This window comes from Arcicella sp. GW822-FHT02H01 (assembly GCF_058802005.1).
Genome location: NZ_JBXANT010000001.1, coordinates 113,741 through 129,887, shown reverse-complemented (window position 1 = coordinate 129,887; position 16,147 = coordinate 113,741). Strand labels below are relative to the sequence as shown.

At 36.6% G+C, this 16,147-nt stretch carries 12 protein-coding genes; 4 read left to right on the top strand and 8 right to left on the bottom strand.

Features of this window, described 5'->3' with window-relative positions:
• Positions 1-223: 223 nt before the first annotated feature.
• Positions 224-1,474, bottom strand: coding sequence for a glucuronyl esterase domain-containing protein (locus tag AC1RNE_RS00520; RefSeq protein ID WP_492799110.1), 1,251 nt, complete (start codon positions 1,472-1,474; stop codon positions 224-226).
• Between the two features lie 247 nt (positions 1,475-1,721).
• On the opposite strand from AC1RNE_RS00520, the gene AC1RNE_RS00515 reads away from it, so the two are divergent.
• The 4 genes from AC1RNE_RS00515 to AC1RNE_RS00500 all read left to right on the top strand — a co-directional run bounded on the left by AC1RNE_RS00515 (position 1,722) and on the right by AC1RNE_RS00500 (position 8,541).
• On the top strand, positions 1,722-3,674 hold the full coding sequence (locus tag AC1RNE_RS00515) for a sialate O-acetylesterase (protein ID WP_492799109.1): 1,953 nt from the start codon (positions 1,722-1,724) through the stop codon (positions 3,672-3,674).
• A 359-nt stretch (positions 3,675-4,033) separates the two neighbouring features.
• Positions 4,034-5,860 (top strand): sodium:solute symporter family protein, encoded by a 1,827-nt coding sequence (locus AC1RNE_RS00510; protein ID WP_492799108.1) that lies wholly within the window; start codon positions 4,034-4,036, stop codon positions 5,858-5,860.
• A gap of 32 nt (positions 5,861-5,892) precedes the next feature.
• Positions 5,893-7,092, top strand: a complete 1,200-nt coding sequence (locus tag AC1RNE_RS00505) for a glycoside hydrolase family 130 protein (RefSeq protein WP_492799107.1) — start codon at positions 5,893-5,895, stop codon at positions 7,090-7,092.
• A 258-nt stretch (positions 7,093-7,350) separates the two neighbouring features.
• The gene (locus AC1RNE_RS00500; RefSeq protein WP_492799106.1) at positions 7,351-8,541 is read left to right on the top strand and encodes an AGE family epimerase/isomerase; all 1,191 of its coding nucleotides are present in this window, start codon (positions 7,351-7,353) and stop codon (positions 8,539-8,541) included.
• Between the two features lie 291 nt (positions 8,542-8,832).
• On the opposite strand, the gene moeB is transcribed toward AC1RNE_RS00500, so the two are convergent.
• From moeB to thiC, 7 genes are all read right to left on the bottom strand, one after another.
• Positions 8,833-9,885, bottom strand: a complete 1,053-nt coding sequence (gene moeB, locus AC1RNE_RS00495) for a molybdopterin-synthase adenylyltransferase MoeB (RefSeq protein ID WP_492799105.1) — start codon at positions 9,883-9,885, stop codon at positions 8,833-8,835.
• 157 nt (positions 9,886-10,042) lie between these two features.
• Positions 10,043-11,167 (bottom strand): 2-iminoacetate synthase ThiH, encoded by a 1,125-nt coding sequence (thiH, locus tag AC1RNE_RS00490; protein ID WP_492799104.1) that lies wholly within the window; start codon positions 11,165-11,167, stop codon positions 10,043-10,045.
• A 221-nt stretch (positions 11,168-11,388) separates the two neighbouring features.
• Complete coding sequence (locus AC1RNE_RS00485; protein ID WP_492799103.1) at positions 11,389-12,156, bottom strand: thiazole synthase; 768 nt, start codon at positions 12,154-12,156, stop codon at positions 11,389-11,391.
• Positions 12,137-12,790, bottom strand: a complete 654-nt coding sequence (locus AC1RNE_RS00480) for a thiamine phosphate synthase (protein WP_492799102.1) — start codon at positions 12,788-12,790, stop codon at positions 12,137-12,139. The genes AC1RNE_RS00485 and AC1RNE_RS00480 overlap by 20 nt, the downstream gene beginning before the upstream one ends.
• On the bottom strand, positions 12,787-13,542 hold the full coding sequence (locus tag AC1RNE_RS00475) for a hydroxymethylpyrimidine/phosphomethylpyrimidine kinase (protein ID WP_492799101.1): 756 nt from the start codon (positions 13,540-13,542) through the stop codon (positions 12,787-12,789). The genes AC1RNE_RS00480 and AC1RNE_RS00475 overlap by 4 nt, the downstream gene beginning before the upstream one ends.
• The gene (locus tag AC1RNE_RS00470; RefSeq protein WP_492799100.1) at positions 13,543-14,133 is read right to left on the bottom strand and encodes a thiamine phosphate synthase; all 591 of its coding nucleotides are present in this window, start codon (positions 14,131-14,133) and stop codon (positions 13,543-13,545) included.
• A gap of 124 nt (positions 14,134-14,257) precedes the next feature.
• Positions 14,258-16,114, bottom strand: coding sequence for a phosphomethylpyrimidine synthase ThiC (thiC, locus tag AC1RNE_RS00465; RefSeq protein WP_492799099.1), 1,857 nt, complete (start codon positions 16,112-16,114; stop codon positions 14,258-14,260).
• Positions 16,115-16,147 lie beyond the last annotated feature (33 nt).

Below are 16,147 nucleotides of genomic sequence, written 5' to 3'. Positions count from 1 at the left end.
TTTATATTGAATTGTAACCATAACATTAATTTTCTGATAAAAACTAAAAAAAGCTGATTCATGGTGTTTAATACAACATTATCAAATGTAGACAACATCTTTCATTGTTTAATTTTCTTGTTCTAAAATACTCTAGTCATTATCTTCAACAAAGTCAATACAAGATAATCTCTAAAATTATCTTGATAAAATCCAAAATTAACTTTAAGATTTCATAGCTCATTTACTTTACTAGTTCATTAGCAAAAACAATGTATTGTTCCCAATCATAGGCCGTCATATCATGCTTACCCTCTCTGATATGATAACGTACTTGCTTGCCAATAGGAGTATTTAAAGGAGGAAACGGAGCATTGCCTAATCCAATTTTATTGTATAAATGATAGATTGGCTCAGTCGCTTCAGCACTCAAAAATTCACCTTTCGGGTCAGACCATTGGTCGCCCATAGCACTTGCTACATACAATGGTCGCGGAGCCATTAAACCCAAAAGAATGTGTTGGTCAAACGGCAAATCATTTTCTTTGTCAGCAAAGTTTTTATAAGAACCTAAAAACCAATGAGGAAATTTATTAGTGATTCGCCACAAGTTTTCGCCATAGTTTCTTCTGGTCAAAGCCGCTCCACCTTCACCAGATTGATTGGAGACAATCGCCGCAAATCGTCTGTCATTTGCTCCTGCCCAAAGCGCGGCCTTTGCCAAACGAGAATGCCCATGCAAAATAATTTTCTTAGCATCAACCTCGGGTACATTTTCAAGAAGGTCTACTACCCTACTTAGTCCCCAACCCCATGCGCCATTCGCTGACCATTCTTCTGGCTGTAAGCCTAATTCACTAGCCAGCAAGGTTCTTACACCATTTTTATAACCTTCTGTATTATCTTCTTCAAAATCTCCACAAGCTACCGTGATGCTACCATAACCCGCTTGGATAACTTTTTCAAACTGCCAAAGCGAAACCCACGTCCCTCGTGAAACAGGCTGAGCAACATGGTTTTTATATTTGGGTTCATCGTTACACACAACATACTTTTCAAAAACAGGAATATCCTCATTAAAACTTGTGGTTTGATTGCCACAGAAATTAAGTCCTAAAAATACAGGTACTTTTGTTTTTGTATTAGGCAAGACTCCCAAAACTGTAACGCTATACTTACCTTCGAAAGTAAGTTTCCAGACGTACTGAATAGCTTTGCCATCCATGATTTCATGTTTAGAAATAAGCTGGCTACTCTGTTTGATTTTACGGGATGGCATTTTTCCATACATCACGTTCTGAAATTGTGATAGCCAATATCCTCGATAATGCTCCCAATCCTTTTTAGTACGAATCAATGTTCCATCCGATTTTAACAATGGATTCGGAAGAGTGAAAGTATTCACTTTACTTTCATCCATGTTGGCTACAAAAGTATCTTGAGCAATAACGAAGGAACTAACAAACATCAAACTACACAATAGTATTATTTTCATAGACTTATTTATTAGTAAAAATGAGGTTGAATTTGATTTTCTCTATCCTTGGTAAAAAAGAATTGAAATAATAACATCTACTCATTTATCTTCCGAGCCTTTCTTTAATAATGCAATTAGCCATGGCATAGAAGAAGTAGCAATGAACTGAAAGCCTATTACTTTGTTTTTTTTCCTGATTAAATAGGACAACTTTACGATTACTTTCTCTTAATTTCGGTAAATCAAAAAACTATTCACTCTCTTTATGAAAAAAACACTTTTTATCTGTTTGTCACTTATTTCTGTTACTTGTTTTGGTCAAGTAAAACTAGCACGACTTTTTTCTGACCATGTAGTATTACAACGACAAAAACCTATTCCTGTATGGGGGTGGGCTAATGCCAACGAAAAAGTAAATGTTACTTTGGCTGGGCAATCTCAAAATACTAAGGCTGATGCTACTGGAAAATGGATGGTAAAATTTACTCCGCTTGAAGCTGGCGGGCCTTTTAAAATGACTGCTACCGCCAAATCTGGCAGTGTTAGTGTAAATGATATTTTAATTGGTGAAGTATGGCTATGTTCGGGGCAATCGAACATGGAGTGGAGAGTTTCTCAAGCTAATAATTTTAATGAAGAAAAGAAGAATGCTGATTATCCAAAAATCAGGCATTTTTATGTAGAACATGAAGTGACGATTGACCCACAAGCAGATTTAAAGACGGGTGAATGGAAAGTAGCCTCACCAGAAACCGTTGGAAACTTTACGGCAATCGGATTTTTCTTTGCTCGTGAGTTATATCAAAAATTAAACATTCCGATTGGTTTATTACATTCTTCGTGGGGAGGTTCACAGGTGGAAGGCTGGATTAGTAAAGAAGGAATGTTAAATAATGACGAACTAAAAAGCTATGCTCAACACTTGCCTAGCAACTGGAAAGATGCCGACTATGCGCATGACCAGAAAGTACAAAAGCAATTATTAGGCAGTAATATCAACCCAAGCGTTGACGACGAAAAGAAATATTTAACAGCGAATTATGATATTTCTAAATGGCTTTATGCGGATAGTCCAATGGGACAATGGGACTGGAAAGGCATTTGGGCTTATCGTGGAGATGGTTACATGGCTCGTACTATTGAAGTGCCAGAAGAAGCTGTTTCAACCGAAACAACTTTAGCATTAGCAGAAAACGATAGTTATAATGAGATTTATATTAATGGTAAATTGGTTTCACAGGGTGTCATTAAGGGTGTTCGTAAGATTACTATACCTGCTAATACTTGGCAAACTGGAACCAACCAGTTAATGATAAAATTCGGGAATATGCAAAGCCTTCCTTGGATGGGTCTAGGACTAATAGGTTCTACTACTGATTTGTATGTAGAGGCTGGCAAACAAAAAGTTAGCATGGCGACAGGCTGGAGGTTGATGCCATCTTTTGCGGGAAAACATGAGTACGTGCATTCTAGTAACAATGTGGGCACTACTATCTATAATGGCATGATAGCCCCTCTTGTCCCTTTTGCTATTCGTGGTTCATTGTGGTATCAGGGCGAAGCTAATACTGGCAGAGCTTACCAATACCGCCAGAGCTTTCCGTTGATGATAGAAGATTGGCGTAAAAAATGGAACGATGATTTCTCATTCTATTTCGTTCAGTTAGCCAACTATGGTCCTTATCAAAATAGTAATCAAGGTAGCAATTGGGCAGAATTAAGAGAAGCCCAAACGATGACATTATCACTTCCTAAAACAGGAATGGCTGTCATTACCGATATTGGCAACCCGAATGATATTCACCCAACAAACAAACAGGATGTGGGACATCGTTTGGCAATAAATGCCTTGCAAAAAGATTTTGGGCAAAATATTGAATACAACTCTCCTATGTTTGAATCTGTTAGCTATCAAGATGGTAAAGCAATAGTTTCTTTCAAAAACATTGCAAAAGGATTAGTCATTCAAGATAAATTTGGATACCTAAAAGGCTTTGAAATTGCAGGGGAAGACAAAGTGTTTTATTACGCTAAAGCAGAAATTGTAGATAACAAAGTGATTGTTTATCACCCAAAAGGATTAAAACCCATTTCAGTACGATATGCTTGGGCAGATTCGCCAATGGATGCCAATCTGTTTAACTCAGAAGGCTTGCCAGCTAATTCATTTAGGACAGATGCTTGGCCAGGAATGACAATCAATACTAAATTTGAATAAATCAAATAATCCCTTTTAAGTAAGCTCCCCACTTAAAAGGGATTTCTTTTTTAATGATAAAATAATACGCCTTTTTCTACGAAAAACACAAAGCCCCCATTTAACAATAATACAATATTTAGTAATACTTAATTTATATTTTTCTGCAAAATATCTTCAAAAATCACATAAAAGTAGATTTAATATAAGCAATTGATAAAAAAGTATTAACAGTTTCACCACAAAAACTGTCAATTTTGTATTATAAATTATGAAAGCATATTTTATGCTATCGCACACGAAGCAAAACATATTTTCAAGAAAAAAGCTAACCTTTATAAATAACCATTACTACTGAAATATTTGTAAAAAAACCTTAAATGAAAATTCAATTATTAGACATTATCGTCATCATCGCTTATTTAATATTAGTTTCAGTGATTGGAATTGTATTAAAAAAACAGGCACAGCGTAGTAAAAATGATTATTTATTAGGGGGTAAATCAATGCCTTACTGGATGTTAGGCGTTTCTAATGCTTCTGGAATGTTTGATATTTCGGGTACGGCTTGGATGGTAGCTATCATGTTTATTTATGGTGTTAAAAGTATTTGGTTGCCTTGGCTTTGGCCCGTTTTCAACCAGATTTTCATGATGGTTTATATGTCTATTTGGTTGCGTCGTTCTAATGTGTCAACAGGTGCAGAATGGATGCTTACTCGCTTTGGAACGAATAAAGATGCTCAGCTTTCCCATAAAATTATCATTGCTTTTGCTCTTTTGTGTTGTTTGGGGTTTATGGCTTATGGGTTTATTGGGTTAGGTAAATTCATTGAAATTTTTATTCCTTGGAATGTTGTAAAAGGCTACTTTCCTTTTGATATAGCTCCCGAATATGTAGCGCATCTTTATGGCATCATTTTTACCCTATTCACAGTATTTTACTCTTTATTGGGTGGTATGAAAAGTATTGTTTGGGCAGACTTGATTCACTATGTCATCATGGTATTTGTGTCTTTTGCCGTAGCCATTATTGCCATGCAAGCCTTGTCAAATCATTTGTTGATTGTACCAAAAGGTTGGAATGATATATTTTTCGGCAAAGAATTGAATCTAGATTGGTCGGGCATTATCAATAAAGTAAATACTAAGATTGCTAGCGATGGGTTTTCTCCATTCGGGTATTTCTTTGCGTTAATGACAGCGAAAGGAATCTTGTCAAGTTTGGCAGGCCCAGCACCAAACTATGATATGCAGAAAGTGCTTTCAACAAAATCGCCTCGCGAAGCTGCTTTAATGAGTATGATTGTAAACGTAGTGCTGTTACCCACGCGTTATTTATTAATCATTGGCATTACTGTGTTAGGTTTATTGTTCTTCAAAGACATCAATATTTCAACTGCAACAGGTAGCGATTTTGAAAGAATTTTACCTGCTGCCCTAAACACTTTTATTCCTTCGGGATTGTTGGGGTTAATCTTAGTTGGTTTGATGGGGGCATTTATGGGCACCTTCGCTGGGACATTCAATGCTGCCCAAGCCTATATGGTGAATGATATTTATTTAAAATCGATTAACCCGAATGCCACTAATAAGCAGGTATCAAAGATGAATTACTTATCTGGTTTAACGGTGGTTTTCATCAGTATTATGCTAGGCTTTTTTGCCAAAGATGTCAATAGTATTCTTCAATGGATTGTTTCAGCCCTTTATGGGGGCTATATCGCTGCCAATGTGTTGAAATGGCACTGGTGGCGTTTTAATAGTTATGGTTTTTTCTGGGGAATGTTTGCAGGCATTGCTTCGTCAATGATTCTTCCAACCATTTTTACAGATGCCTTACCGCTTTACTATTTTCCAATTATCTTATTATTATCAATTATTGGGTCCGTAGCTGGTTCATTATTAACACCAGCTACTGATGCAGAAGTACTCAAAAGTTTCTATAAAAACATCCGTCCGTGGGGTTTCTGGAAACCCATTGATGCGCTAGTAAAAGCAGAAGACCCAACGTTTGAAGCTAATCGTGAATTCAAATCAGATATGTTTAATGTACTGGTTGGTACAATTGCACAAACAGCGATTACAGCCTTACCTGTGTATGTGGTTTTATTAATGCCCATGCATGTAGGAATCGCTGCCCTTATTTTAGGAATATGCGCTTTTATACTTTGGAAAACTTGGTATAAGAAACTCCCTAATGATTAAAAAAGTATTTCAATCTTACATTTATAAACAGCATGAATACATTTGAAAAAAGATTACAAGCTTTAAATAATCATTATGAATCGTTAGTGACCAAGCCTAATCAGCAAGTAGACTTAGGAAACGGAATTTATGAGCGCTACCAAAACCCTGTGCTTACGGCACAGCACGCACCTATTACTTGGCGTTATGACCTCAATCCTGCTACCAATCCTTATTTAATGGAGCGTTTCGGTATTAATGCTACCTTTAATGCGGGTGCTATTAAGTGGAATGATAAATATATATTGGCTGTCAGGGTAGAAGGAATCGATAGAAAATCTTTCTTTGCCATCGCCGAAAGTCCAAATGGTATTGATAATTTCCGTTTTTGGGAGTTTCCTATCAATATGCCTGAAACCGATGTACCTGATGGCAATGTATATGATATGCGTTTGGTGGCGCATGAAGATGGATGGATTTATGGTCTTTTTTGTACAGAACGCAAAGACCCTGATGCTAAAATTGGCGATGAGTCTTCGGCAGTAGCTCAAGCAGGCATGGCTCGTACGAAAGATTTAATCAATTGGGAACGTCTTCCTGATTTAAAAACGCCTTCACCTCAACAAAGAAATGTAGTCTTGCACCCTGAATTTGTTAACGGCAAATATGCTTTTTATACTCGCCCACAAGATGGGTTTATTGAAGCAGGAACTGGTGGAGGAATTGGCTTTGGCTATGCTGATACAATGGAAGATGCCATCGTCGAAAAAGAATATATCGTTGATGAGAAACATTACCATACGGTTTACGAAGTGAAAAATGGACAAGGACCTGCACCTATTAAAACCTCTCTGGGTTGGTTACATTTGGCTCATGGTGTTCGTAATACTGCGGCTGGGTTACGCTATGTATTATACGTTTTTATGACAGATTTGAAGAATCTTACTAAAGTAATTTATAAACCTGCTGGTTATTTTATTGCTCCCGAAGGCATCGAAAGGCTTGGAGATGTATCAAATGTTATCTTTGCTAACGGTTGGATTTTAGATGATGATGGACAGGTATTTATTTATTATGCTTCTTCAGATACACGTATGCATGTGGCTACTTCAACGCTTGATAAATTATTGGATTATGTAGTTAATACGCCAGCAGATGGTTTCCGTTCGGCTACGTCTGTAGAGAGCATTTATGAGATTATTAAAAAAAATAAATCGTATGCACAATCACAGCAGTTTGCTGAAACACTCTAATAATTTTATTCACTCTCAAAATTTATAATTCTGAAGCTGTTTAAACTTTCCGTTTCTGAGGTGAAAGTATTGTATTTTTGAATTGATTTTTTCAAAATTTGCGAAGCATAGCATCGCTACGTTGAGTAAATTTTGGGACAAGCTATTCTGAAAGACTTAGTTTAACCCGAAAGGGAAAGTTTAAACAGCTTCAATATTAAGTCGTCATGAAGGATTCGTTCTTCATGACATTTTTTATTCACATGAAATTCCATGCAAATGAACAACGAAACATACCAAAAGGAAGTAAATCAGGAAATAGAAAATATTTTAGATTATTGGCTTAATAATACTATTGATGATGAATTTGGTGGTTTTTATGGACAAATTGACGAAAATGATGAAGTAGTAGCCAATACCGAAAAAGGTTCTGTATTGAATGCTCGTATTTTATGGACTTTCTCAGCAGCGTATCGTCATAATCCTCGGCCAACGTATTTATCAACTGCCACAAGGGCTTATGAATATTTGAGACATTATTTTAGCGATAAAACCTTTGGCGGTGTATATTGGTCGGTGGATTATAAAGGAAATCCGCTGAATACACGTAAACAAATTTACGGACAGGCTTTTGTAATTTATGGACTGAGTGAATACTACAAAGTCACTCAACATCAAGAAGTACTTGATTGGGCGATAGCACTATTTAATATCATAGAAACCCATAGTTTTGACAAAATATATGGTGGTTATTTAGAAGCATTGGCTCAGGACTGGCAACCTATTGAAGATTTAAAATTGAGCCAAAAAGATGCTAATGAGAAAAAATCAATGAATACTCATTTACATATTATGGAGGCTTATGCAAATTTATTAAAGGTTTGGGACAATAATTTGCTTAAAAACCAGTTAAAAGCACTGATTGAAGTATTTATCCAGTATATCGTTGATACGAAGACGGGTCATCAATATTTATTTCATGATGATGACTGGACGGTGAAATCTCACATCATTTCTTATGGACATGATATTGAAGCTTCTTGGCTTTTGTATGAGGCAACCGAAGTGCTTGGTGACGAAAATTTATTGAATGAAGTACACAAAATTTCCCTCAAAATTACTGATGCAGTAGGAAAAGGATTGCAAGCAGATGGAGGCTTAGCTTATGAGTCTGAAGGAGAGCATCATGATACTGATAAACACTGGTGGGTACAGGCAGAAGCGATGGTTGGTTATTTGAATGCCTTTCAATTATCTAAAAATCCGAAATATCTTCAACAATCTATCAAAAGCTGGGAGTTTATAAAAGCGTATTTAATTACGCCGAAAGGGGAATGGTATTGGGGTGTAGCAGGTGAACAAAATAAACCAATGCCTTATCAAGACAAAGCTGGTTTTTGGAAATGTCCCTATCATAATGTTCGAGCTTGCTTAGAAGTTTATGATAGACTTCAAAAAATAAGTAATTAAAAAATAAGTATCTTTACAAGATTTTTGAAACTTGTAAGATAAAGAACTAGATAATTTCTTCGGAAATTTTAAGAATATTTAAAAAATAAAAATGGTTAATGTTTAAAGTCGATACTATTTTAGTTTCGGCTTTTTTGTTTTTCTTATAACCTAAAAACATCGATTTATAAGTCAATGTTTGTTTGTTCGCAGAATAACTCATTTCGTTGTTGAAATTTAGCATATTTATTTCTTGTATTCAAATTATTCTGAAAAAAATAATGATAATATATTATAATTTTTTCTATTGTATCAGATTCCTCCTCTTAGGTTCAAAAATGTTCCCTCAATGCTGACTGATTTTAATAATTCTATGGCTTTAGCACTTCTTAGTCCTGTCTGACAACAGAAAATAATCGTTTTTTCTAAATTTATTTCATCAATGCTTTCTAATAAAGCATCTAAGGGAATATTTATTCCACCAATATTATCTCTTTCAAATTCATGTGGATTTCTTACATCAATCAATTGAAAATCTCGTTGTTCCTCAATCCATTTTTCTAATGTTGGAATATCAATTACATTACTATTTTCAACGGGAAAATCACCACATAAAATTTGATAATCGACCAACTCTTTGATATGTTTATTCTCAGGAATGGCCTTGAATTTAATGATTTGAGAACGCATCGTAAGCATATCAAACATTAATAATTTACCCGACAATACCTCCCCTGCCCCTGTAATCATTTTAATCACTTCAGTTGCTTGTATCGTTCCGATAATGCCTGCTAATGTGCCTATTACGCCTATTTCAGCACAATTAGGTACACTTCCAGCGGTGGGTGGTTCAGCATATAAACAACGATAGGTAGGCCCATCTTGAAAATTGAACACAGATACTTGACCTTCAAACTTAAAGATTGAGCCAGATACAAATGGTTTATTCAATATCACAGCAGCATCATTGACTAAATAGCGTGTGGCAAAATTATCTGACCCATCTACCATAATATCATACTTCTCAAAGAGTTCAAGGGCATTGTTTGCACTGAGGTTAACTGGAAAAATTTGAATATTAACGTTGGGATTAATCGCCATTAAACGTTCTTTGGCTACTTCTACTTTCTTTTTGTCGATATCGGCAGTAGTATACAATATTTGCCTTTGAAGATTAGACATTGAAACCACGTCAGCATCAACAATTCCAATATTTCCTACCCCTGCTGCCACTAAATATTGTAAAATTGGGCACCCCAAGCCTCCAGCCCCAATGACCAATACTTTGGCATCATTGAGTTGTTGCTGTCCTGCTAACCCAATTTCTGGTAAAATTATCTGACGATTATAACGCTGAAAATCCATGTTTTTATTTAAATATTGAGTGATTGAGTGATTGAGTGATTGAGTGATTGAGTGATTGAGTGATTGAGTGATTGAGTGATTGGAAGTACGATTTACATTAAATGAGTTCCCCAAAAATCATTTATTTTTTATTTAAAATTAATCACTCAATCACAAATCACTCATTCACTAAATGTAAAGCAGTATCCCAATCTTTCCAAACAGGCTCATATCCTTGTTGCTCAATCATTTTAGCAATTACAGCTGGGCTCCTTTCATCACTAATTTCAAATTGCTCTAACGACTCTGGTTCAACAACGTATCCCCCTGGATTAGTCTTTGACCCAGCACTCATCGCAGTGATACCCAATTTAATAATGTTATTTCTAAAAATTTCGTTCTCTCGTGTCGAAATTGAAAGTTCTACTTCTTCTTTAAAAATTCTATAGGCACAAATTAATTGCACCAACTCAGCATCAGACATCACGACTTTTGGTTCAAGTCCACCCGAAAAAGGTCGTAACCGTGGGAAAGAAATAGAATATTTCGTTTGCCAATATTGTTTTTCAAGGTAATCAAGGTGTAATGCCGTAAAGAAAGAATCTGTACGCCAATCTTCTAATCCTATTAATACCCCCAATCCCATTTTATGAATACCCGCTTTGCCCAAACGGTCGGGTGTTTGTATTCGGTATTCAAAATTAGATTTTTTCCCTTTAGGATGATGTATTTTATAGTCTTCTTGATGATAAGTTTCTTGATAAACCAATACTGTATTGAGCCCTTCGGCGATTAGCTCCGTATAATCTGTTTCATCCAGAGGCTGTACTTCCATTGAAATATGCGAGAAATTCGGTCGAATTAATTTGATGACATTTTTCAAATAGCTCACTCCTACCGTTTGATTTGCTTCGCCTGTTACCAACAACACATGTTCATAATTCATCGCTTTTAGCACCGCCACTTCTGCTAGAATCTCTTTGTCTGTCAAGGTTTTACGTTTGATTTTATTATCAAAACTAAATCCACAGTAGGTACAAATATTTTGACATTCGTTAGAAAGATACAATGGAACATACATTTGGATAGTTTTACCAAAGCGTTTTTGGGTCAATTGCTGACTAACTCGAGCCATTGATTCTAAAAAAGGCATGGCAGCAGGAGAAATCAAAGCCTTGAAATCTTCTAAAGTTCTGCGAGAAGTATTTAAAGCTCGACGCACATCATCAGCCGTTTTAGCAAGAATACTCTGCTGAACCTCAGCCCACTGATATTGCTGAAAAAGATGTTGAAAGGAATGCATATCTAGTTAGTGAGTTAGTGAATTGTGATTGATTGATTGAGTGAGTGAGTAAGTGAGTGAGTGAGTGAGTGAGTGAGTGAGTGAGTGAGTGAGTGAGTGAGTGGAAAGGCGATTCACACTGAATGAGTTCCCAAAAATTAATTTATTTTTTATTTAAAATTAATCACTCATTCACAACTCACTCATTCACAATTAAAACAAATCACTAACTTACTCATTCACTAACTAATTTGAAGAAACCCAGTTAAAGGACTACTGGCTACTGCATTATTTGTTTTAGGGGCGAGTCTGGCTTCGTATGCCATTCTTCCCGCTTCCACTGCCATTTTAAAAGCCCTTGCCATCATTACAGGGTTTTCCGAAACCGCAATTGCCGTGTTCACCAATACTGCATCAGCCCCAATCTCCATTGCTTTTGCCGCATCCGACGGCGAACCAATACCAGCATCTACGACTACTGGCACGTTACTTTGCTCAATAATAATTTCCAAAAAATCAATCGTTTTCAAACCCTTGTTAGTGCCAATCGGAGAGCCTAAAGGCATCACTGCCGCTACACCTACTTCCTCCAAACGCTTGCATAACACAGGGTCTGCGTGAATGTAGGGCAACACTACAAATCCGAGCTTCACCAATTCTTCCGCCGCTTTCAAGGTTTCAATAGCATCGGGTAAAAGGTATTTAGGGTCGGGATGTATCTCTAGTTTTAACCAATTGGTTTCTAGGGCTTCTCTAGCTAATTGTGCTACAAAAACAGCCTCTTTAGCATTTCTAACGCCAGAAGTATTGGGTAATAAATTAAACTGTGGATTATGTAAATAGCCCAAAATATCATCTGATTGCTTCGCTAAATGCACTCTTTTCAAAGCAACCGTTACTAATTCTGAACCAGATTCTAATAGACTTTCTTCCATCAAAGTCAGTGATGAGAATTTCCCAGTACCTGTAAAAAGTCGGGACGAAAATTCTTTATTCGCAATTGTTAACATATAGCTGTGCTGTTAAAACCTTCATAAAATTGTTTGTTACTGCTGATGGATTATCAGCCAAATTAATCACAGAAGAAACCGCAATGCCATGCAAGCCTGCTAAAAGAATCTCTTCCACATCTGCCAGTAGTACACCACCAATTCCCACAATGGGTAAATGAAGTCCCGAGGCTTTGCATGATGCCAAAAGACTTTGATATTTTTCTAAACCCAAAATCGGACTTAGGTTCTTTTTAGTTTTAGTAAATCTAAAGGGACCTAAGCCAATATAATTCACCTTCGCCTGATGCAAAAAAGCGAGGTCTTCAAAAGTATTGGCTGTTCCTCCAATGATAAAGTCCTCTCCTAAAATTTCTCTGGCTACTATCGGTGAAGCATCTGTTTTGCCTAAATGCACACCATCAGCTTGTATTTCTTTCGCTATTTGAACGTTGTCGTTGATAATCAAAGTAGCACCAAAAGCTTTACACACCTCCTGAGTTTGTAAAGCCGTCTGCTTCCAAGCCTCAAAATCTTGATTTTTTACCCTAAGTTGCACCCAATCGGCACTGCCCTCACAAGCTAAACGAGCTTGTTCCCAATGCGAAACATGAGGTAAATCTTGGGTTATATAATGTAATTTAGAAATCGTCATGATTGAAAATGATAACCCAATAAACTTGGGTTACTTTTTAAAAATTGATTCATATAATGTTTGGCATTTTCACATGCTTCTTCAAGGCTTAATGCTTTTGAAAGATTAGCAGTAATTGCCGAAGAAAGCACACAGCCAGAACCGTGTTTTTCACCATTAGGAATCCTTTCAGCAATAAAAGAAAATGTTTTGGTTCCTGTAAACAGGATATCCTTACAGATTTCATTGTCAGAGTGCCCTCCTTTTAAATAAACATTACAAAACTTGCTCAGTCTAAAGGCTTTTTGCTCAACTGAAGACTCCCCTGCTACCAATTTTTGAAGCTCTGGCAAGTTGGGAGTGATGAGATAAATCTTTTTAAGAATTTTTTCTAATAGTATTTGATTGATATCTTCATGAAAATTAAACCCTGCACTGGCTTTCAAGATAGGATCCCAAACAATTTTTATGGCTGGATTCCACAATAACAAAGTATCAATAATTTCATCTAAATCTTTCAAACTTTGTACTAAGCCAATCTTAACAAAATCGATAGGATATTTATCAAAAAGTAATTTTCCTTGATGAACAATTTGCTGATTATCAAGCCAACTAACGCCTTCAAAATGATTATCATGTTGAAAAGTAATAGCAGCGCAAATGCCTAATCCGTACACTTGATGTTGTTCAAATGTTTTAATATCAGCCAAAATACCTGCCCCAGCACTTGGATCAAGTCCTGCGATACTCAGCACAAAAGGTCTATTATTCATTTAATTTTCTGCTTGAAAATATTTCTCCCACACCGACCCCATCAATACATATCCCTGAAATCCAATCCTTTCTAAAAACTCCCTATTTTCTTCTCTAATACCTCCCAATGCATATACAGGCGTGTTACTTTTCCGAACATGAAAGTAAAACTGTAATTCGTCCATGGTAAAAACACCTACATAATCAGTCTTAGAAATACTTTTGAGAATCGGACTTAAAAAAACGTAATCAGCCTTGAAACTCAAATTTTCGATGGCATTCAATGTATGCAATGAACAGCTTACAGATAGTCTATGCTTGCGTAACATTTTTACTGAGTTGAACAAAGTTGCATCATCTATGCTTTGTCTGAATGTTTCTGTAAAATGCACTCCCTTCACATTATATTTATTAATTAACTCATAATGCGAATGCAATACAATCTTACGATAAAATTTCGGTTGAATGCGTCTCAAAAAATCTTCATATTCCTTCAAAGACTTTTCTGGTTTTCTAAGGTGAAAAATCAATGACTCATCCATCAACAATTGTTCGATAATGGATATTTCACCGTCAAAATCAGTGGGGTTGGAAAGAATTACTTTTTGCATTTTTTGGAGTGATTGGTAATTAGTAATTAGTGACTAGTAAATAGAGCTATAAATTCCTACAATAAACACTATTTTTTTACATTTTCAAAAACTAATTACTAATCACCAATTACTAATCACTTAATTATATGTACACCTCTGCTCCTTGTTCTACAAAGATTTTCGCTCTTTCTTGCATACCTTTTGCCAAAGCCTCTTGTTCTTCAACGCCCATATTATCAGCATAATCACGTACTTCTTGGGTAATTTTCATCGAACAGAAGTTAGGACCACACATCGAACAGAAATGGGCAATTTTAGCTCCTTCTGCTGGTAGCGTTTCATCATGATACTCACGAGCCGTATCTGGGTCAAGGGATAAGTTGAATTGGTCTTCCCAACGGAATTCAAAGCGTGCTTTGCTCAAAGCATTATCCCTTATTTGTGCCCCATAATGCCCTTTGGCAAGGTCGGCAGCATGGGCAGCAATCTTATACGTAATCACCCCTACTTTCACATCTTCTTTATTGGGTAAGCCTAAATGCTCTTTGGGTGTTACATAACACAACATAGCACAACCAAACCAGCCAATCATAGCCGCTCCGATGCCAGAAGTAATATGGTCGTAAGCAGGTGCAATATCTGTGGTTAATGGCCCAAGCGTATAGAAAGGTGCTTCATGACATTCTTTCAATTGCTTGTCCATATTTTCTTTAATCAAGTGCATCGGCACGTGACCGGGGCCTTCAATAATCGTTTGGACATCGTGTTTCCAAGCAATTTTGGTTAATTCTCCCAGTGTCTCCAATTCTGCAAATTGTGCGACATCGTTAGCATCAGCAATACTTCCCGGACGAAGACCATCACCTAAAGAAAACGCTACATCATAAGCCTTCATGATTTCACAAATCTCTTCAAAATGCGTATAAAGAAAGTTTTCTTTATGATGTGCTAAACACCATTTTGCCATGATACTCCCTCCACGCGATACAATGCCTGTTACTCTTTTCGCCGTCATCGGAACATACCTCAACAATACGCCAGCATGAATCGTAAAATAGTCAACGCCTTGTTCAGCTTGTTCTATGAGGGTATCCTTAAAAATTTCCCAAGTCAAATCTTCTGCCTTTCCCCCTACCTTTTCAAGGGCTTGGTAAATGGGTACAGTTCCAATTGGAACAGGTGAGTTTCTAATAATCCACTCACGGGTTTCATGAATGTTTTTACCTGTAGATAAATCCATGATGGTATCAGCACCCCAGCGACAAGCCCAAACGGTTTTTTCTACCTCTTCTTCGATATTCGATGATACAGCAGAATTACCAATATTCGCATTTATTTTCACTAAGAAATTACGCCCAAGAATCATTGGCTCGCTTTCTGGGTGGTTGATGTTATTAGGAATCACAGCCCTACCCATGGCTACTTCTGAACGCACAAACTCAGGAGTAATCAATCCTTTTTGAGTATTTGCTCCAAAACTATGTCCTTCGTGCTGATGCCCAATCGTGTTAAGTTCCTGTATTTTCTGATTCTCACGAATGGCAATATATTCCATTTCTGGCGTGATAATGCCTTTTTTGGCATAATGCAATTGAGATACGTTTTGTCCAGTTTTTGCTCTCAATGGCTTTTTAAGGTATTCAAACCGCAATGCATCAAGGGCAGAATTGGCTAAACGTTCTAATCCATAGTTTGAGGTAATGGAAGGGAGTTCCTCTACATCTCCCCGCTCTAAAATCCATGATTGTCTCAGTCTTGGCAAGCCTTTTCTTACATCAATGTCAACGTTAGGGTCTGTAAATGGCCCACTAGTATCATATACCGTTACGGGTGCATTGGCAGAAATTACTTTGCCATTTACGAGGGTATCCGACAAGCTAATTTCACGCATTGCTACTTTAATATCATGAATTTCCCCTTGTACATATACTTTTTTGGAAGCTGGAAAGGGCGCTCTGCTGATTGTTTCAGCATGAGGAGTTTTTTCTATTTTCTTCATGTTTTTCATAAGCTTTTGAAATACAACGCCAAA